The 18,373-nt window shown below is 62.6% G+C and carries 16 protein-coding genes; 9 read left to right on the top strand and 7 right to left on the bottom strand.

From position 1 onward, the window contains the following. Nucleotides 1–154: 154 nt before the first annotated feature. The 3 genes from xthA to PFLQ2_RS18695 all read left to right on the top strand — a co-directional run bounded on the left by xthA (nucleotide 155) and on the right by PFLQ2_RS18695 (nucleotide 3,227). A complete protein-coding gene (gene xthA, locus PFLQ2_RS18685; RefSeq protein WP_003179906.1) occupies nucleotides 155–967 on the top strand; it encodes an exodeoxyribonuclease III in 813 nt (270 codons plus the stop codon). Between the two features lie 215 nt (nucleotides 968–1,182). Then, complete coding sequence (locus tag PFLQ2_RS18690) at nucleotides 1,183–2,517, top strand: substrate-binding domain-containing protein (protein WP_003179903.1); 1,335 nt, start codon at nucleotides 1,183–1,185, stop codon at nucleotides 2,515–2,517. A 356-nt stretch (nucleotides 2,518–2,873) separates the two neighbouring features. Next, nucleotides 2,874–3,227 carry a DUF6124 family protein gene (locus tag PFLQ2_RS18695; RefSeq protein WP_003179902.1) on the top strand — a complete coding sequence of 118 codons (354 nt, stop codon included), beginning with the start codon at nucleotides 2,874–2,876 and terminating at the stop codon, nucleotides 3,225–3,227. Between the two features lie 157 nt (nucleotides 3,228–3,384). Here PFLQ2_RS18695 and PFLQ2_RS18700 read toward each other — a convergent pair whose 3' ends face one another. Beyond that, nucleotides 3,385–4,623 carry a M20/M25/M40 family metallo-hydrolase gene (locus tag PFLQ2_RS18700; RefSeq protein WP_003179901.1) on the bottom strand — a complete coding sequence of 413 codons (1,239 nt, stop codon included), beginning with the start codon at nucleotides 4,621–4,623 and terminating at the stop codon, nucleotides 3,385–3,387. A 90-nt stretch (nucleotides 4,624–4,713) separates the two neighbouring features. Then, nucleotides 4,714–5,799, bottom strand: a complete 1,086-nt coding sequence (locus PFLQ2_RS18705) for a diguanylate cyclase (RefSeq protein ID WP_003179899.1) — start codon at nucleotides 5,797–5,799, stop codon at nucleotides 4,714–4,716. Nucleotides 5,800–6,059: 260 nt separating this feature from the next. Between PFLQ2_RS18705 and PFLQ2_RS18710 the strand changes: the two genes are divergently transcribed. The 6 genes from PFLQ2_RS18710 (at nucleotide 6,060) to PFLQ2_RS18735 (ending at nucleotide 13,098) form a co-directional block, all read left to right on the top strand. Then, a complete protein-coding gene (locus tag PFLQ2_RS18710) occupies nucleotides 6,060–6,989 on the top strand; it encodes an alpha/beta fold hydrolase (protein ID WP_003179897.1) in 930 nt (309 codons plus the stop codon). Nucleotides 6,990–7,037: 48 nt separating this feature from the next. Further along, nucleotides 7,038–8,537, top strand: a complete 1,500-nt coding sequence (gene glcD, locus PFLQ2_RS18715; protein WP_003179894.1) for a glycolate oxidase subunit GlcD — start codon at nucleotides 7,038–7,040, stop codon at nucleotides 8,535–8,537. Continuing rightward, nucleotides 8,537–9,595, top strand: a complete 1,059-nt coding sequence (glcE, locus tag PFLQ2_RS18720) for a glycolate oxidase subunit GlcE (RefSeq protein ID WP_003179891.1) — start codon at nucleotides 8,537–8,539, stop codon at nucleotides 9,593–9,595. Before glcD ends, glcE begins: the two co-directional genes overlap by 1 nt. Before the next feature lies 1 nt (nucleotide 9,596). Further along, nucleotides 9,597–10,817 carry a glycolate oxidase subunit GlcF gene (glcF, locus tag PFLQ2_RS18725; protein WP_003179890.1) on the top strand — a complete coding sequence of 407 codons (1,221 nt, stop codon included), beginning with the start codon at nucleotides 9,597–9,599 and terminating at the stop codon, nucleotides 10,815–10,817. An 86-nt stretch (nucleotides 10,818–10,903) separates the two neighbouring features. Beyond that, complete coding sequence (gene hglS / locus PFLQ2_RS18730) at nucleotides 10,904–12,280, top strand: 2-oxoadipate dioxygenase/decarboxylase HglS (RefSeq protein ID WP_003179887.1); 1,377 nt, start codon at nucleotides 10,904–10,906, stop codon at nucleotides 12,278–12,280. A gap of 299 nt (nucleotides 12,281–12,579) precedes the next feature. After that, nucleotides 12,580–13,098 carry an Hcp family type VI secretion system effector gene (locus PFLQ2_RS18735; protein ID WP_003179885.1) on the top strand — a complete coding sequence of 173 codons (519 nt, stop codon included), beginning with the start codon at nucleotides 12,580–12,582 and terminating at the stop codon, nucleotides 13,096–13,098. A 476-nt stretch (nucleotides 13,099–13,574) separates the two neighbouring features. Here PFLQ2_RS18735 and PFLQ2_RS30440 read toward each other — a convergent pair whose 3' ends face one another. The 5 genes from PFLQ2_RS30440 to PFLQ2_RS18755 all read right to left on the bottom strand — a co-directional run bounded on the left by PFLQ2_RS30440 (nucleotide 13,575) and on the right by PFLQ2_RS18755 (nucleotide 18,282). Beyond that, complete coding sequence (locus PFLQ2_RS30440; protein WP_003179884.1) at nucleotides 13,575–13,748, bottom strand: hypothetical protein; 174 nt, start codon at nucleotides 13,746–13,748, stop codon at nucleotides 13,575–13,577. Nucleotides 13,749–13,776: 28 nt separating this feature from the next. After that, on the bottom strand, nucleotides 13,777–14,019 hold the full coding sequence (locus tag PFLQ2_RS18740) for a hypothetical protein (protein ID WP_003179882.1): 243 nt from the start codon (nucleotides 14,017–14,019) through the stop codon (nucleotides 13,777–13,779). Nucleotides 14,020–14,085: 66 nt separating this feature from the next. Next, entirely contained in the window at nucleotides 14,086–15,156 is a 1,071-nt protein-coding gene (locus tag PFLQ2_RS18745) for a lipocalin-like domain-containing protein (RefSeq protein ID WP_003179880.1), read from the bottom strand. Continuing rightward, nucleotides 15,146–17,614, bottom strand: a complete 2,469-nt coding sequence (locus tag PFLQ2_RS18750) for an ABC transporter permease (RefSeq protein ID WP_003179878.1) — start codon at nucleotides 17,612–17,614, stop codon at nucleotides 15,146–15,148. Before PFLQ2_RS18750 ends, PFLQ2_RS18745 begins: the two co-directional genes overlap by 11 nt. Beyond that, entirely contained in the window at nucleotides 17,614–18,282 is a 669-nt protein-coding gene (locus PFLQ2_RS18755) for an ABC transporter ATP-binding protein (RefSeq protein WP_003179876.1), read from the bottom strand. Before PFLQ2_RS18755 ends, PFLQ2_RS18750 begins: the two co-directional genes overlap by 1 nt. Nucleotides 18,283–18,373: the final 91 nt, after the last annotated feature.

Below are 18,373 nucleotides of genomic sequence, written 5' to 3'. Positions count from 1 at the left end.
GCTCGGTGAGGCCTTGCTCTTATTGAGTACGAACCCGATTGGGTTGTGATCGTTCCTACATGCAAAGGACATTAGCAGCGCATTTGTCCTACTGCCACGCTGGCTCCCTTCCCACATGTCAGCTAGCATCGCAGTTTTGCCAGGACAGCCGACCATGAAGATCGTCTCCTTCAACATCAACGGGCTGCGCGCCCGTCCCCATCAGCTGGCGGCGCTGATCGAAAAGCACCAGCCGGACGTGATCGGCCTGCAGGAAACCAAGGTCCACGACGAACAATTCCCCCTGGCGGACGTACAGGCCCTGGGTTATCACGTGCATTACCATGGGCAAAAGGGCCACTACGGCGTTGCCCTGCTCTCCCGCCAGGCGCCGCTGAGCCTGCACAAAGGCTTCGAGGGCGATGATGACGACGCCCAACGGCGCTTCATCTGGGGCACCTTCGCCGATGCCAATGGCGTGCCGGTGACGATCATGAACGGTTATTTCCCACAAGGTGAAAGCCGCGATCACCCGACTAAATTCCCCGCCAAGGAGCGTTTCTACAACGACTTGCAGCAGTTGCTGGAAAGCCGATTCAGCAACGACCAGCCCGTGGTGGTGATGGGCGACGTGAACATTTCCCCGGAAGACTGCGACATCGGCATCGGCCCGGACAACATGAAGCGCTGGCTGAAAACCGGCAAGTGCAGCTTCCTGCCGGAAGAGCGCGAATGGATGGCCCGCCTGAAGAACTGGGGCCTGGTGGACAGCTTCCGCCACCTGAACCCGGACGTTACCGACCGCTTCAGCTGGTTCGACTACCGCAGCCGCGGTTTCGAGGACGAACCCAAGCGCGGCCTGCGCATCGACCTGATCCTCACCTCCCATGGCCTGCTGCCACGGGTCAAGGACGCCGGCGTGGACTATGAGCTGCGCGGCATGGAAAAACCTTCGGACCATGCGCCGATCTGGCTGCAACTGGGCTGATCCAAAGCTTCCCGTATCCCTTGTGGGAGCGGGCTTGCCCGCGAAGGCGTCGGCACATCCGGTATGGATGTCAATTGACACACCGCTTTCGCGAGCAAGCCCGCTCCCACAGGGGATTTTCGCTGGGTTTGGTTGATAGTTAGCCCCCCTGTCACCTTTCAGTAACCTCACTGACTTAATCTTCCGGCACCTCCTCGGGTTCAGAAGGTACCGGCATGCGGCTGTGCGTTGTCGTTTTTATCGGCCTCTGGCTGCCGTTCATGGCATGGGCCGGCAATTTGCCTATCCCCGAACACGGCCCTGCCCTGCGCCTTCAAGGCTCCAACACCATCGGCGCGGCACTGGGGCCAGCCCTGGCCAAGGGTTTGATGGAGGCTCAAGGATTGTTCAGGGTGAGCAGCGAAATCACCGGGCGCGACAATGAACAGCGCATTGTCGGCCAGACCGCCGATGGCCGGCGCGTGACAATCGACATCGCGGCCCACGGTTCCAGCACCGGCTTCGCCGCCCTCAAGCAGGCCAGCGCCGACCTGGCCGCCTCGTCCCGACCGATCAAGGACAGCGAACTGAAGGACCTGTCCTCCCTCGGCGATCTGAAAAGTCCCACCGCTGAGCAGGTCATCGCCATCGATGGCCTGGCGATCATTCTTCATCCACAAAATCCGCTGCGTCAGCTCGATACTGTCCAGTTGGCGCGGATATTCAGCGGCGAAGCCAGAACCTGGGAGTCGGTGGGCGGCGTCGGCGGGGCGATTCATCTTTATGCTCGGGATGAACAATCCGGCACCTACGACACCTTCAAGGAACTGGTACTCAACCGACAGACAAAACGGCTGGATCCTACAGCGCGGCGCTTCGAGTCCAGCGAACAGTTGTCCGACGCGGTCAGCCAGGACCCGCAAGGCATCGGTTTCATCGGCTTACCCTACGTGCGCCAGGCCAAGGCGCTGGCGATTGTCGACGGCAATTCCCAGCCCATGTTGCCGTTGAATCATTTAATCGCCACCGAGGACTATCCCCTGTCCCGGCGCCTGTTCTTTTATTTGCCACCCCTGGAGGCGAATCCGTGGGCCGAGGCACTGGTGGAGTTCACACAGAGCGATAGGGGCCAGGCCATCGTCGCGGCCAACGGGTTTGTCGCCCAGACCGTCCAGGCCATGACCGTCACGCCCAATGCCTTGATGCCCGAGGGTTACCAGGCCTTGAGCCGCCGGGCCCAGCGACTGAGCGTGAATTTTCGCTTCGAAGAAGGCAGCGCCAGCCTCGACAACAAGGCCCATCAAGACCTCAGCCGCGTGCTCGACTATATAAAGCAGCACGGCAAAACCGACCGACGTGTGACGCTGGTGGGGTTTGGCGACGCCAAGGACGACCCGGCGCGGGCGGACCTGTTGTCCAAATTGCGGGCCATGGCGGTGCGGCGGGAACTGGTCAAGTACGGCGTGACCCTGCGCGAAGTCCGCGGCTTCGGCGCGCTGATGCCGGTGGCGGCTAATAATGAAGACGAAGGACGGGTCAGGAATCGGCGGGTGGAGGTTTGGGTTTACTAAAATTCCAAGGCCGGGTGTTTATCCAGCTGACTTCAATGTAGGACCGGGCTACCTCGCCTTGCGCCATTACCTACAACTACGCCAGAATCCGCCGGCTTGTGCGCCTGGAGGCCCGGCTTTATCGTTTCCCGGTCGCTGACAAATCAGCGATCGGGTTTGGTAGCCCGGGTTGTCGGTGCATAGCGTCACCCTCCGCAAGTGCAGTCATGCACTTCGCTTTTTGGTGGCCATGCGCAGGGCCTCTTCGGAGGCGCCGGCTCCGATGCCCGGTCTACCAACCTTCGTATGGCCACCACCCAATTCGTTTGGTAGCGAGCAGGTGATGGCTCCTTTTCAAATGCATCGGAGCTTCAACTATGTTCAAAGTAACCCCCAACCCGCCAGACACCGATCCGACTTCGCCACGCAAAAAACCGCACCCCAAAAAACGCGACAAAGCCGCCGACCGCGCCCTCGACTACTACCTCAAGCCCAAAACCAACAAGACCGAGGCTGATCCCGACCAACTCTTCACTGTCATCAACGGTGTCGACACCGAATCCCTGCTCGCCAATCTCAGCGAAACCCTGGCCTCGGCCAATGCCATGGTCAACGACCTGGCCTTCGAGCTGGACGGCTCGAGACGTCATGTTGCCCTGGGCATCCAGCAATTGATCGAACTGAGCGGACTACTGGCCAACCGCGCGCTGGACAACGTCGAAGCGCGCTAGCCGCAGCAGCACATTCCCCTGTGGGAGCGAGCTTGCTCGCGAAGGCGGTGTGTCAGTCAACACTTGATCGACAGACAGATCGCTTTCGCGAGCAGGCTCGCTCCCACAGGTTTCGAGGCGTTCACTCTATGAATGTTCGACGTTACGACATAGCGCGTTACCGCCCCGCCAACTCCATGATCATCCGCGACAGCAGATAGATCCTGGGCACCACGCTCTCAACCTCGGCATATTCCTCCGGCGTGTGAATATTGCCTCCGACAATGCCAAAGCCATCCAGTGTCGGCGTCCCAACCCCGGCCGACAGGCTGGCGTCCGCCGCGCCGCCGCTGCCTTCTTCGGTGAGTTTGCGCCCCAGTTCACCGTAGATGCCTTGGGCCATGGCCATCAGGCGATCCGATTCCGCCGTCTGCGGCATCGGCGGCAGGCCGCGCTTGAGGCTGGTGGTGACTTCGGTGTCGGCGATGAGCTTGTCCTGCGACACCCGGGCCAGGTCTTTTTCGATGCGGTCGAATTCTTCCGGCACCGCTGCCCGTACATCGGCCTTGGCGCTGGCCTTGTCGGGGATCACGTTGGTCCGGTCGCCGGCCTGGAGCACCGTGAAGTTGATGGTGGTTTTCTTTTCCGCGTCGCCGAGCTTGCCCAATTGCAGGATCTGGTGCGCCGCTTCCATCGCCGCGTTGCGCCCCAGTTCCGGCGCGACACCGGCGTGGGACGCCTTGCCCTTGACCTCAACCAGCGCCGTGGCACTGCCTTTGCGCCAGACCACCAGGCCATCCGCCGGACGACCCGGTTCAAGGTTCAGGGTCACGTCATGGGCCTTGGCGGTTTTCTTGATCAGGTCGGTGGCGGCGTCCGAGCCGGTTTCTTCACTGGCATCGAGCAGGAAGGTGATCTGCGCGTAGTTCTTGAAGTCGAGGTTCTTGAGGATTTTCAAGGCATAGATGCCCGCGACGATGCCGCCCTTGTCGTCCATCACGCCCGGCCCGTAGGCCCGGCCGTCCTTGATGTGGAAGGGACGCTCGGCGGCCGAGCCCTCCTTGAACACCGTGTCCATGTGGGCCATCAGCAGGATTTTCGCCTTACCGGTGCCCTTGAGGGTCGCCAGGATGTGCTGGGTGCCGTCCGAGTTCGGCACCTTCTCGATGGTGGCGTCGAGCTTTTTCAATTCATCGATGGCAATGTCGCCCACCTGGGTCAGCCCGGGCACATACCCGGAGCCGGAATCGATGTTCACCAGCCGTTCGAGCAGTTTCAGGGCCTCGCCCTTGGACTGTTCGGCATCGGCCAGGACTTGTTGATGGGGTTGCGCAAACGCGCTGGGAAGGAAGGCGCCAAGGGCCAGGCTCAGGCCAAAACTTGCGGCCAGACGGGAGCGAAAAGGGGTGATCGTCATGATGTCATCCTTGTTTCGTGTCGGAGGGTGCCCTGGCAACCCTACCCGACATTCCGCCAAGGCTCTAGACCGCAAGTCTCGTTGATCGCCTCAAAGAGGAACGGCCGATGCCCCCAACACGGGTCGGATCCGATGAGACGTGACCCGGTTGCGCCCGGTGGTCTTGGCTTCATAAAGCGCCTGGTCGGCGTCGTTGAGCCAGAGAGTGGCGTCGCTATAGTCCGGGTTGAAGGCCGCCAGGCCAATGCTCAAGCGGACCTTCAGCCCCGGGTTCTGCTCGTAGCCAAGCATCGCGAAACGCTCGCGCAAACCGTCCATGGCGTGCATCGCATTAGCCAGGGTCAGGTCCGGCAGAATCACACAGAACTCATCCCCGCCGTAGCGCCCCGCCAGATCGGCGGCTCGCAGATTCTGCCTGAGCATCTTGCCGAGCCGACGCAGCACGATGTCGCCCGTCACATGCCCGTAGGTGTCGTTGATGGCTTTGAAATGGTCGATGTCGATCAACGCAATCGCGCCGCGCCCTGCCCCGTCCGCAGGATGACGCAGGCAACGCTGGAATTCCTCGTTGAGGCGGTCTTTCCAGGCGCCATGGTTGAGCAGCCCGGTCAGGCTGTCGGTGCGGCTCAGGGCCAACAATTCGCGTTTTTGCCGGCCAAGGGTATAGGCCTGGCGAAAGCAGATCCAACCCAGCGCCATCGGATACAGGCACAGCAAGGGTAAACAGGCGTAGATCTGTGCCGGGCTGGTCATGGGAACGTAGGCCAGCGGGAATATCACACCGCCCACGACGATGCCGGCGATTTGCGCCGCCGCCCCGGCAATGAGGAAACGCAGGCCACCGATAGCGACGTTGTTCATCGCCATCATCGCCAATGTGACGGCCGTGGGCAGCGGATTGAACTGCATCGCCGCGACCCAGAAACCGCCAAGCAGCGCATCGATCAACAGGTTGCGGTGTTCGGCGTGGTACGGCACGGCGCTCTGACGGGCCCAGAAATACGACAGATGCGGCCAGACCAAGCCATTGAACAGCATCAAGCCCCAGACCCACCGCGGCGGGTCAAGTGGATACATGGCGGCACTGACCAGCAACAACCCCAGCGTCAGGCCCAGGATGCGCGAGATATAGAGCCTCCTGGCCAACGACAGCCCCTTTTTTCCCGTTGTTTGCATACAGGCCTCTGCACGGCGGGTCTCCCGAATCATCGGGATAGGGTTGTCTGGAGTCTATCAGGGCACCATCAAATAGCCATCACCGAATGCAGGGTTATTTATTCTCTTCCAAAAGCGGGACTCTGGCCGGATTTTGGCTATATATGACAAGGGGGTTATTGGGCAACGATGTTCCCGGGTTTGAGCTTCACTTATCACTGCCTGGCCTGCGGGCCCAGGTTGGCCGAGCACATTGCGTCCTGACCCATGGAGGGTAAAACATGCTGGTGTTGTGGGTAGTCCTAGCCGTGTTTACCGCCTGGAGCTGGTTGACGTATCCAGGCATAGGCCATGTCCTCTACGACATGGGCATGGCCTTGGAGGCACGCCTCTATCGGCTGCACAAGATCACCGTGCCCATCAGCGAGATGACCGTATCGACCTGGCAGGGTGGGCCTTATGAGGCGCCCGGCAGCATCCTGATGCTGCACGGCTACAGCGCCGATAAAAACCTCTGGCTGCGCTTTGCCCGGCATTTTGTCGGTGACTATCGAGTGGTGGTGCCCGACCTGGCCGGCCATGGCGAAACCGGCTTCAAGGCCGGGGGTGGCTATGACATCCCAACCCAGGCCCGGCGCGTCATCGAACTGCTCGACGCCTGCGGCCTGGACAAGGTCCATGTCATCGGCAATTCCATGGGCGGTTACCTTGCCGCTTGGCTGGCGGCGACCGCGCCGGAGCGGCTATTGACCCTGGCGCTGATCGATCCGGCCGGCGTCACCGCCCCCCAGGCCAGCGACATGGAGCGCCACCTGGCCGCCGGGCATAACCCATTCCTGGTGGATTCGCGAGACGACTTTGCGCCGTTCTACGCAATGACCATGGCCTCGCCACCCTGGGTACCCAGCGTGGTGCTGGCGGCCATGGCCGAGCGCTACGAACAGCGCCGGGACGAACTGGCGGAAATCTTCGTGGACTTTCGCGCCAGCCCGCCAATGGAACCTCGCTTGGCCGATATCCGCGCCCCGTCGCTGCTGCTCTGGGGCCGCAAGGATCGGCTGATCGACGTCAGCAGCGTGCCGGTGTGGAGCAAGGGCATCACCGATTTGCGGGTGGAGATCTGGGACGGCGTCGGCCATATGCCCATGGTTGAACGGCCGGGAAAAACCGCAGCGTTGTATCGGGAATTTCTCAAGGGATTGGGGCAATGATCCCTATAAAAGCAATACCACGGGTCACCGTTTTCGAAGGTATAACCCATGAACATCCTCTACGACGAACACCTCGACGGCCCTCTGCCGAAGGTGGACAAACAGGCCTTGCTCAAGACCATGCAGGCCCAACTGCCAGACCTGGAAATCCTCCACCGCGACGAAGACCTCAAGCCCTATGAATGCGACGGTCTCTCGGCGTACCGTACCACGCCGATGCTGGTGGTATTGCCCAGGCGAGTCGAACAGGTCCAGGCACTGCTCAAGCTCTGCCATGGCCAACATGTACCGGTGGTCGCCAGAGGGGCCGGGACCGGTCTGTCCGGCGGCGCCCTGCCTCTGGAAAGCGGCGTTTTGCTGGTAATGGCGGGCTTCAACCAGATCCTGCACATCGACCCGGATGCCCGCACCGCACGGCTTCAGCCGGGTGTGCGCAACCTGGCGATTTCCCAGGCGGCAGCACCGTTCGGGCTGTATTACGCGCCGGATCCCTCGTCACAGATCGCTTGTTCCATCGGCGGCAACGTCGCGGAGAACGCCGGCGGCGTGCATTGCCTCAAGTACGGCCTGACGGTGCACAACCTGTTGAAGCTGGAAATCCTCACCATCGAAGGCGAACGCCTGACCCTTGGCAGCGAGGCCCTGGACTCGCCGGGCCTGGACCTGCTGGCGCTGTTTACCGGCTCCGAAGGCCTGCTGGGGGTGATCACCGAAGTGACGGTCAAGCTGTTGCCCCGGCCCCAGGTCGCCAAGGTGCTGCTGGCCAGTTTCGATTCGGTGGACAAGGCCGGGCGAGCGGTGGCCGACATCATCGCCGCCGGGATCATCCCCGGCGGCCTGGAGATGATGGACAACCTGGCGATCCGCGCCGCCGAGGACTTCATTCACGCCGGCTATCCGGTGGACGCCGAAGCCATCCTGCTGTGCGAATTGGACGGGGTCGAGGCCGATGTCCACGACGACTGCGAACGGGTCCGCCAGGTGTTGGGACAGGCCGGTGCCACCGAAGTACGCCAGGCGCGGGACGAGGCCGAGCGGCTGCGGTTCTGGGCCGGACGCAAGAATGCGTTCCCGGCGGTGGGTCGCCTGGCGCCGGATTATTACTGCATGGATGGCACCATTCCACGCCGCGCCTTGCCCCAGGTGCTGCAACGCATCGCCAGCCTGGGTGCCGAACATGACCTGCGGGTCGCCAACGTGTTTCACGCCGGCGACGGCAACATGCACCCGCTGATCCTGTTCGATGCCAACCAGCCCGGCGAATTGGAGCGCGCCGAGGCCCTGGGCGGAAAAATCCTTGAGCTGTGCGTTGAGGTCGGCGGCAGCATCACCGGCGAGCACGGCGTCGGCCGGGAGAAAATCAATCAGATGTGCACGCAGTTCAACAGCGACGAATTGAAGCTGTTCCACGCGGTCAAGGCAGCGTTCGATCCCGAAGGGCTGCTCAATCCCGGCAAGAACATTCCCACCCTGCACCGCTGCGCCGAGTTTGGCGCCATGCATATACATGGGGGGCAGTTGCCGTTTCCCGAACTGGAGCGCTTTTGATGACCGGCGAAGCAAATTGCGACGCCAGCGCGTCGTTGCTGGACCAGGTCAACCGTGCCCGGGACAGCGCCACGCCGCTGCGCATCCAGGGCGGTAACAGCAAGGCCTTCCTGGGACGTGAAGTGGCCGGCGAAGTGCTCGACACCCGCGTCCATCGCGGCATCGTCCACTACGACCCCACCGAACTGGTCATCACCGCCCGCGCCGGCACTGCGCTACAAGAATTGCTCGCGACCCTGGACGCCGCCGGACAACGGTTGCCCTGCGAGCCGCCGGCGTTCGGCGACAACGCCACGGTGGGCGGCATGGTCGCCACCGGGCTGTCGGGGCCACGTCGCCCCTGGGCCGGTTCGGTGCGCGATTTCGTCCTTGGCACCCGCCTGATCAGCGGCCACGGCTCCTTGTTGCGGTTCGGCGGCGAAGTGATGAAAAACGTCGCCGGCTATGACCTGTCGCGCCTGCTGGCCGGCAGTTTCGGCTGCCTGGGGGTCATCACGGAAGTGTCGTTGAAGGTGCTGCCCAAACCTCGCCACAGCCTGAGTATCCGCCTGGAAATGAGCAGCGCCCAAGCCCTGGAAAAACTCACCGAATGGGGCCGGCAGCCGTTGCCTCTGAGTGCGGCCAGCCACGACGGGAGCTGTTTGCATCTGCGCCTGGAAGGTGGCGAAGGTTCGGTCAGCGCTGCCCATGATCGCTTCGGCGGCGAAGTGATCGACGATCAATACTGGACGGCACTCAACGAGCACCGGCTGGCTTTTTTTGATGAAGGCTTGCCGCTGTGGCGCCTGTCGCTGCCCAACCCTACCGGTCCACTCACCCTGCCCGGCGCACAGTTGATCGATTGGGGCGGCGCACAACGCTGGCTGAAAACCGATGCCGATACGGTGCAGGCCCTGGCCCATGAATTGGGCGGTCACGCCACCTGTTACCGTCATGGCGCCACCGATACCCCTTTCCAACCGCTGGCCCCGGCGTTGCTGCGCTATCACCGCCAGCTCAAGGCCCAGCTCGATCCCTTGGGGCTGTTCAATCCCGGCCGGATGTACCCGGAGTTCTGATATGCAAACCCGTTTCAGCGACGAAGCCAAACACCTGCCCCGAGCCGAGGAAGCCGAACGGATCCTGCGCAGCTGCGTGCATTGTGGTTTCTGCAACGCCACCTGCCCGACCTATCAATTGCTCGGCGATGAACTGGACGGCCCGCGGGGGCGCATCTACCTGATCAAACAAGTGCTCGAAGGCCAGCCTGCAACCGCCAGCACGCAGCTGCACCTGGATCGCTGCCTGTCGTGTCGCAACTGCGAAACAACCTGCCCGTCCGGTGTGGATTACCACAACTTGCTGGATATCGGCCGCGCGGTGGTGGATGCAAGCGTGCCCCGTCCCGTCGGCCAACGGGCGCTGCGCCTGGGCCTGCGAACCCTGGCGAGCAGCCCCCAGCGGTTCAAGGCCCTGCTGCGCCTGGGGACGGTGTTTCGCCCCCTGCTGTCGACGAGCCTGGGCGCCAAACTGCCGCGACGCTCCGCGCCTGAGGGCGAGCGACCAGCGGTCCGGCATGGACGTACGGTATTGATGCTCGAAGGCTGCGTACAGCCGGGCCTCTCGCCCAACACCAACGCCTCGGCCGCACGGGTGCTGGACCGTCTGGGCATCAGCGTCATTCCCAGCCGCGAGGCGGGTTGCTGCGGCGCCCTGGATTATCACCTCGACGCCCAGGCGACCGGGCTGGACCGCGCCCGACAGAACATCGACGCCTGGTGGCCGCACTTGGAAAACGGCGCCGAAGCCATCGTCCAGACCGCCAGCGGCTGTGGTGCGTTCATCAAGGACTACGGGCACCTGCTGGAACACGACCGCGCTTATGCCGCCAAGGCAAAACGGGTGAGCGAGCGGGCCCTGGATCTGGTGCAGGTACTCGGCAAGGAACCGCTGGAACAGATTTGCGCGGCGAGGAACCAACGCATCGCCGTCCATTGCCCCTGCACTTTGCAGCACGGACAAAAACTCGGTGGCCGCATCGAAGCCTTGCTGACGCGCCTGGGCTTCAACCTCACCCACGTGCCCGACAGCCATTTGTGTTGCGGCTCGGCCGGCACCTATTCGCTGACCCAGCCGGCCCTGGCGCGGCAATTGCGCGACAATCGCCTCAATGCGCTGGAAAGCGGCCAGCCGGAGCTGATCGTCACCGCCAACGTCGGCTGCCAGAACCACCTCGACGGCGCCGGCCGCACGCCCGTGCGGCACTGGATCGAGCTGGTGGATCAGTCCCTGGCAGAATGAAGTCCTGAAGATTCTTCGTTTGTCGGGGCAAGCGAAGGCTGCGATCTTTCCTTCACTTTCCATCAGCCGAACCAGGAACGCCCGCCATGAGCTTCATCAGTCCCGACCTGATCCGCCAGCGCTTCTCCAGAGCGATGTCCGACATGTACCGCGACGAGGTGCCGCTGTATGGCGCACTGATGAAATTGGTCGAGCAAACCAACGCCCAGGTGCTGGCAGAAGATCCGCCCCTGGCCGACCACCTGCGCAACACCGGCGAACTGCAGCGTCTGGACCTGGAACGCCATGGCGCGATCCGCGTCGGCACCGCCGCAGAGTTGGCGACCTTGGGCCGCCTGTTCGCGGTCATGGGCATGCAGCCGGTGGGTTATTACGACCTGACGCCGGCCGGGGTGCCGGTGCATTCCACCGCATTTCGCGCGGTGCATGAAACCGCATTGCAAGTCAGCCCGTTCCGCGTGTTCACCTCGCTGCTGCGCCTGGAATTGATCGAGAACGCCGAGCTACGGGCGTTTGCCGAATCGGTGCTGGATAAACGTCAGATATTCACCGCCAGCGCCCTCGACCTCATCGATCTGGCCGAACGCCAGGGTGGCCTGACGGCGCCGCAGGCTGATGACTTCGTCCTACAAGCATTGGAGACCTTTCGCTGGCACCACAGCGCCACCGTCACCGCAGAACAATACCGGCAACTGAGCGCCCAGCATCGCCTGATCGCCGACGTGGTGGCCTTCAAGGGGCCACACATCAACCACCTGACGCCGCGCACCCTGGACATCGATATCGTCCAGGCCCAGATGCCCGTGCACGGCATCACCCCCAAAGCCGTGATCGAAGGCCCTCCCCGCCGCCAATGCCCGATCCTGTTGCGCCAGACCAGTTTCAAGGCACTCGACGAGCCCGTCGCCTTCACCGACCAGCCACAGAGCCAGGGCAGCCACAGCGCCCGCTTTGGCGAAATCGAACAACGCGGCGCCGCCCTCACGCCAAAAGGCCGCGCGCTTTACGACCAATTGCTCAACGCGGCCCGCGATGCCCTCGGGGAATTCCCCAACGAAGCCAACGCCGAGCGCTACAACGCGCTGATGGCCGAACACTTTGCGCCTTTCCCCGACAATGCTGATGATTTGCGCCGGCAAGCACTGGCGTACTTTCGCTATTTCGTAACGCCGAAGGGCCTCGCCGCCAAGGGCACGCTCGGGCAGTCCGTCACACTCGAACATCTGTTGGAACAGCAATACCTGCGTGCCGAGCCCTTGGTCTACGAGGACTTCCTGCCCGTCAGCGCCGCAGGGATCTTCCAGTCGAACCTCGGCGATGCCGCCCAGAGCCATTACGCCGGGCAATCCAACCGCCAGGCCTTCGAAGAGGCGCTGGGGTGCACGACCATCGATGAGCTGGGCTTGTATGCCCAGACGCAACAGCGCTCCATTGATGAGTGCAGGGCGGCGTTGGGTCTGTAGGCACAAGCCTTCAGCCGAAACGGCAACAAATTGCACGGCACTGGCTGCCGCTGGGTGCGTCGGGCAGGTCGTGCGGTGCAGGTCCCGCGGGTTTGGTCAGTGTGCGAGGAGCTGCATTGAGCCGCGCAATTGCTTGGGTGTTTTTCGGTATATCTGGAGGGCAACTCGTCAGCGGACCTGTTCAACCCGTTGATTTAAAAGACATTGGCAAAACTGGCACAGCACTTGATAACCGTCAGGCCACCCCGGTCGATTTCCCGCCCCGGGGCCCTTTAGTTATCCAGGAAGGAGAGCATCCATTGGCTACCCCAGCGTATATGTCCATCGTAGGCACCAAACAAGGCGAGATCACTGCAGGCGCGTTTACCGCCGATTCGGTGGGCAACACTTACCAGGAAGGTCACACAGACCAGATCATGGTGCAGGGCTTCCAGCACCAGGTATCCATTCCGCGCGACCCACAGTCCGGACAGCCAACCGGCCAACGTGTACACAGCCCCTTGGTCGTCACGAAGGTGTTCGACAAGGCCTCGCCGCTGCTGCTGCAAGCGATGACCGAAGGCGAAGTACTGGTCATCGTTGAAATCAAGTGGTACCGCACTTCGGCCGCCGGCATCCAGGAGCACTACTACACCACCACGCTGGAGGACGCGATCATCGTCGAGATCAAGGACTACATGCATAACTGCCAAGACCCGGCGAATTCGCATTTCACTCATCTGCAAGATGTACATTTCTCGTTTCGCAAGATCAGGTGGGATCACGTCGCGTGCAGCACCATGGGTGCCGACGACTGGCGTGTACCTGCCGCCGGCTAATTCGAAAGCAACGTCATGCACCGGTCGGTTCTACTGACCGATGTTCATTAAATGATGGGTGATGTTTGACATCGAAAGGTGTTCGCCCAGTGGGACGGCCTCGGCATTCCATGCACTGGTAAAGAGCCTGACACTGGGCGAACGGGGACAATAATAGTGGAACTTCCTGGTTATGTCCGCGAGCCTGTTTAAATAATTGTTTACCTTGGTCACAGTTACACAAAACCTTTGCAAACCGAACCCGTGGCGAGGGCGCTTGCTCCCGCTCGGCCGCGCAGTGGCCGCATTGGAGCCTGCCTCCGAGCCCAGTCAAGGAAACTCCCACGCCACTGGCATCCATATCTTTAGATACTTTTTTGTACAAATATCTATACAAATAAATAGCGGACAAGAATTCTGGACAATGAAAGGCGCAAAGTAACGGCAAGTTACACTTTCATTAACAGTTTTTTATATATTGACCAGTACGCCTGGCCTCAACCACGCCGCCCGGTCTTTTGCGCATCGGTTTCCCCTGCCCCGGGGTGACCCTGCTCCTGTTTGCGCTTGGCCGGATCGTTGGGTCGCAAGGCATCGTTGTCGCGTTCCACTTCGCCGGGCAGCGCCGGGTCATCAGGGTTTTGCTGGGGTTGATCGGGGCTGTGCTTCATAGCGAACTCCTTGGTCGTTCAACCTGGGTCAGGCATCAGGGTCGGCGACTTCTTCAGCCACATTGGCATCGGGGGAGCGCTGGTGAAGCTGCTCGGCCCTCGTTTTCAAATCCTGCCATTGCGTCAGGTCGATGGCGCCGAGACCGAACAAGTCATCAGCCACCCGCATCAACTCTGTGAAATGAGCGTCGGGGGACTGCTGCCAATAGGCTTTGTCGTCGAACAGCCGCTGCCAATCAGCCAGCGACGGAGGTTTGAGGTCATCGCTCATCACGGGCTCCGTGCAAGACATTCATAACCTATGAGGGTCGACGTTCGCGGGGAGTTCCAGCAATTGTCAGTAGCCGGTCATTTCCAGATAGCCAGTGCCGTCGTGGCTGCCATGAAGTTGCACCGGACCTTCCCAATAGGGAATGCGCAGGTTCATCCAGGCATTGGCGTTCAGGGCATCGGTGGTGATATCGAGCTGCTTGCCGGGAATCCTGATCGCCCAGCGCATCGGCATCGAGCGGCCGGCGACCTTGCCAGTGTCCAGCGGCTCCAGGTCGATTTCCCCGGCCTGCAGGGTTTGCGCCTGGCCCCGGGTATCGATCCAGGTGCCCGTCAGGTAAGGCGCGCCGTTTTTGTGGCGCATGCGATACAGCATCACATGCTCACCGCTGCCCAGGTGCAGGGAGAACCAGTCCCACCCGGTCTGGTTGGCGGTCAGCGGCTGGCTGCTCCACTCGCGGTCCAGCCAGGCCGGGCCGCTGACCTGATAGCGCTGGCCGTCGATTTCCAGTTCGCCGCTGGCCTGGAAAAACGGCTGGCTGTAATAGTACGACGCCTGGCCTTGTTCGGATTTCTGGCTGAACCCCTTGTCACCCTGCAACACCAGCGGACGGGTCGAGGTGAGTCGCAAGGCATAGCTGAAGCGCGAGTCATGGGCTTGCAATCGCATGTCCGCCAGAGGGTCGGCCGCCGAAGCCACGCTGCTGAAGCGCCAGTCGTCGACCCAGGCATCGAAAGGCGTCGCCTGCACGCCGGCCTGCCCTACGCCGCCTCGCGCATAACGTTCGGCGGCATGGTGCACGGTGGCGGACGTGACGGCGGCGTGGCCAAGCCAGATGGTCTGGTTGCGCCAGCCATTGGCTTGAGGGCCAGCGTTCAAGGCGCTGCGAAACAGTGTCCATTGCACGCCGAAATCATGACCTTGGGCATCCTTGAGATTGGCGGTGACGTACCACCACTCGATGCGAAAGCCATCGTGGATGCCATGGTCGGCCGGAAAACTGAACACCCGTCCCGGCACCACCGGGGTGAACGCGACCGCCTGATCGCCGAGGCCGGCAAAGCCTTTCTGCGGCGGCTGCGCATCGTCACAACCACTGAGCAGCGCCAGCAGCATCAGAGCGACTCTAATCTTCATGGGCAAAGGTCCTCAGCAAATCCGCCGGCTGCGTGCGGTACAACGCATACAGCGGCCAGGCCGATGCCAGTAGCGTGGCGAACATCGCCAGGGCGAGCAATTGCGCCAATTGCAATGGAAAAACTTGCAGCGGCAGGCGCCAGCCAAAAGCCTGAACGTTGATCACCGCGTCCAGGCACCAGGCCAGGGCAATCCCCAAGGGCAAGGCCAACACCAATGTCAGCAGCGCCAGGAGCCAAGTCTGGCCGAGGTTGAGCAACATCAATTGGCGCCGCGTCACACCCAGCGCCCACAGCGGTGCCAGTTGGCCGAGGCGACTCTGGCTCTGGGTCAGCAGGCTGATGAACAACGCCACTCCGGCCACCGCCAGGGTCAGGCTGTTGAGCGCAGCGGTGGCGGCAAAGGTACGTTCGAACACTTGGGTCGACCAACCCTTGAGCCGCGCCTGATCGACGATGCGGCTGTCATCCAGGCTGAACCGGTCTTGCAGCGCGGCCAGCAGCGGCCCGATCGCGGCAGGCTCGATGCGCAGGTTGAAGCGACTGGGCGTCAGTTGCGGCCAGTGCGCCAGCAAATGCTCGGCATTGACCAGCACATGCCCCTTCGGATTGCCGTAGTCAGCGTAGATCCCGACGATGCGCGGCGTCCACGGCCCTTGGGGTGTGGGAATGGTCAATGGATCGCCAATGCCCACCTTCAAGCGCCGGGCCAGTTGTTCACTGAGCATGAGCGTGTCGGCGCTGGCCAGTTGTTCCCAGGGATCATCACCGGCCGACGCCAGCAACGGCCAATGCTGGCGATAAGCAGGGTGGTCGATGATTCCGTAGACATCCGTCGGCCAGCCTTGCAGGGGAATCAGGACTTGCCAGTTGGGCAGCACCGCCGTGATCGCCGGCTGCTGCTTGAGCCAGGCGTGCAACTCGCCCGCCTGGGCCGGGGTTTGCGGGTTGATGTACAGCTCGGCGGTCAACCGTTGTTCGAGCCAATGGCTGAACGTCTGGCGGAACCCCGAGGTCATGCTGCCCGCACCGATATTCGCCGCCAGCGCCAGGAGCAAAGCCATCAGTGCCAGGCTCAGCGTCGGCAGTTGCTGGCGGCAATCGGCGACAAACCATTGCCCGAGCACCGAGCGGCTGCGCCGCAACAACAGGTTCAGCGCGAGGTTGAGCAACACCGGCAAGGCCAGCGCCGCGCCCAGCAACAACGCCGTCATCAAGACAAAACCGCTGGCCAGGCTGTCGCCCCAAATCAAGGCCGACGCGGCAACCAGCGCCGCCAATGTCGCCACCCAGCCCTGGCGACGCAGCCAGCGCGCGTGGGCCTGATGCCAGGCCTGGGGATTGGCAAGGGCCAACAACGGCAGGCGCGCGGCGCGCAGCAAACTGTCAGCCCCGGCCAGCAGCGCGCCCAGCAAGCTCAGGCCCACGCCACTGAGCCACCACCAAGGGCTGAGATTCAGATGCCCGGCGACTTCGGCGCCGTACAACCCCCGCAGGCTCGCTGCGACATCGGGCAGCAGCAGGCTCGCCAGCCAATAGCCGCTGAGCACCCCGGCGATCCCGCCCAGCAAAGCCAGCGCCCCGAGCTCAAGGGCGAGGCTGGTGACCAGCATCCGCGCACTGACGCCGCAGGCGCGCAAGGTTCGCAACAGGCTGCGACGTTGTTCCAGGGCCAACCCGATAGCCGCGTGAACGATGAACAACCCCACCACAAAAGATAAGAAACCCAGGGCGTCGAGGTTCAGGTGAAAACTCTCGGTCAGGCGCGACAGGTTGTTCTCTTCGTCGGCGCGCTTGAACTGCAGACGACCGTTGAACGCTTCCGGCACTGCCGCGCGGAACGTGGCGGGCAACAACAACCGCGACAATTGATCCGGCAGCCTGAGCAGCGGCTGGGCAAAGCCAATGTCCATCAGCAACACGCCCGGCGCCATGTCTTGCTGGACACGCAGCGGCGGCAGCGCTTGCCCGTCGACGGTCTGGGGCCGGTCGCCCTCCTCCAGTTCCAGTGCTTGCAGCGTTTGCGGAGCGATCCAGGTACGCCCTGGGTCGGTGAAAAATTCCACCACCTCGCTCATTTCCCGCGCCTGGCCCGCCAGCGCCGCGCCGGGGGGCAGCGACACCGGGTCGATGCCCATCAGTTGCAGGCGTTGATCTTCGTGCCCCTTGAGCGTCACCCGCGCCTGCAACACCGGCGACACCGGCCAGCCCTGGCGCCGCAGCTCGACGAACCATTGCTGGGGGAAGATGCCGCCGCCGGGGGCACTGAGGCTGGCCTGGGGTTCGCCGCCGATCAGTTGGCTGGCGCGGGCGTAGCTTTCCCGGGCCTGACTGTTCAGGGCTTGCACGCCGGTGAGCAGGCTGGTGGCGAGCCAGAGGCCGGTCAGCACGCTGAAAAACTGCACCGGGTGTTGGCGCCAATGGCTGAGCAAGGCCTTGAGGGTCTGGCGAAGAATCATCACCCCAGGGCCACCTGCGCCAGCCGTCCGCGATGCAATTCCACGCGATGGGCCAGGCGAGCGGCCACCCGCGGACTGTGCGTGACCATCAGCAGGCTGGTGGAGCTGCCGTCCAGCAACTCCAGCAACAGCTGCAATACTTCATCGCTGGTGGCTTCGTCGAGGCTACCGGTGGGTTCGTCGGCCAGCAACAACGGCGGCCGCGAAGCCAGCGCCCGCCCCAACGCGACCCTTTGCTGCTGCCCGCCGGAAAGCTGCTCGGGGTAACGCCGCAACAAGTCCGCAAGCCCCAGCCGCTGCACCAGATGAGCCTGCCAGGCAGCGTCATAGCGGCCACACAGGCGCGCCTGGAACGCCAGGTTGTCCTCCACCGGCAAGCTGCTGATGAGGTTGAACTGCTGGAACACCAAGCCGATTTCCGTGCGCCGCCAGTTCGCCAGTTGGCTCTCGCTCATTCCCTCGAGCCGATACTCGCCACTGCGAATGCTGCCGCGATCGACCTTGTCCAGCCCGGCGACCAAATGCAGCAACGTACTTTTGCCACTGCCTGACTCCCCCATCAGCGCCAGGCTGCTGCCCGGCGACAGCGTCAGGTCGATGCCTTGCAACACCGGCAACGGGCCTTGGGGTGTGGCATAGCTTTTGAAAACCTCGCGCACTTCAAGCATGAACAGGCTCAGTGGATAAACATGAGATTCAGGATAGCGGAGTTGTGTGATCGCCCCCAGAGATGAACTTGCCCAACTGGCCTGTGCTTTT

Source organism: Pseudomonas fluorescens Q2-87, assembly GCF_000281895.1.
Taxonomy (GTDB): Bacteria; Pseudomonadota; Gammaproteobacteria; order Pseudomonadales; family Pseudomonadaceae; genus Aquipseudomonas; species Aquipseudomonas fluorescens_S.
Note: the sequence above shows the minus strand (reverse complement) of the source record. Positions and strands in the feature narration are given on the sequence as shown.

Excerpts from the sequence above, each read along its gene's own strand:
- xthA (WP_003179906.1), top strand. The coding sequence starts at position 155 with ATGAAGATCGTCTCCTTCAACATCAACGGGCTGCGCGCCCGTCCCCAT.
- PFLQ2_RS18690 (WP_003179903.1), top strand. The coding sequence starts at position 1,183 with ATGCGGCTGTGCGTTGTCGTTTTTATCGGCCTCTGGCTGCCGTTCATG.
- PFLQ2_RS18695 (WP_003179902.1), top strand. The coding sequence starts at position 2,874 with ATGTTCAAAGTAACCCCCAACCCGCCAGACACCGATCCGACTTCGCCA.
- PFLQ2_RS18700 (WP_003179901.1), bottom strand. The coding sequence starts at position 4,623 with ATGACGATCACCCCTTTTCGCTCCCGTCTGGCCGCAAGTTTTGGCCTG.
- PFLQ2_RS18705 (WP_003179899.1), bottom strand. The coding sequence starts at position 5,799 with ATGCAAACAACGGGAAAAAAGGGGCTGTCGTTGGCCAGGAGGCTCTAT.
- PFLQ2_RS18710 (WP_003179897.1), top strand. The coding sequence starts at position 6,060 with ATGCTGGTGTTGTGGGTAGTCCTAGCCGTGTTTACCGCCTGGAGCTGG.
- glcD (WP_003179894.1), top strand. The coding sequence starts at position 7,038 with ATGAACATCCTCTACGACGAACACCTCGACGGCCCTCTGCCGAAGGTG.
- glcE (WP_003179891.1), top strand. The coding sequence starts at position 8,537 with ATGACCGGCGAAGCAAATTGCGACGCCAGCGCGTCGTTGCTGGACCAG.
- glcF (WP_003179890.1), top strand. The coding sequence starts at position 9,597 with ATGCAAACCCGTTTCAGCGACGAAGCCAAACACCTGCCCCGAGCCGAG.
- hglS (WP_003179887.1), top strand. The coding sequence starts at position 10,904 with ATGAGCTTCATCAGTCCCGACCTGATCCGCCAGCGCTTCTCCAGAGCG.
- PFLQ2_RS30440 (WP_003179884.1), bottom strand. The coding sequence starts at position 13,748 with ATGAAGCACAGCCCCGATCAACCCCAGCAAAACCCTGATGACCCGGCG.
- PFLQ2_RS18740 (WP_003179882.1), bottom strand. The coding sequence starts at position 14,019 with ATGAGCGATGACCTCAAACCTCCGTCGCTGGCTGATTGGCAGCGGCTG.
- PFLQ2_RS18745 (WP_003179880.1), bottom strand. The coding sequence starts at position 15,156 with ATGAAGATTAGAGTCGCTCTGATGCTGCTGGCGCTGCTCAGTGGTTGT.
- PFLQ2_RS18750 (WP_003179878.1), bottom strand. The coding sequence starts at position 17,614 with ATGATTCTTCGCCAGACCCTCAAGGCCTTGCTCAGCCATTGGCGCCAA.
- PFLQ2_RS18755 (WP_003179876.1), bottom strand. The coding sequence starts at position 18,282 with ATGCTTGAAGTGCGCGAGGTTTTCAAAAGCTATGCCACACCCCAAGGC.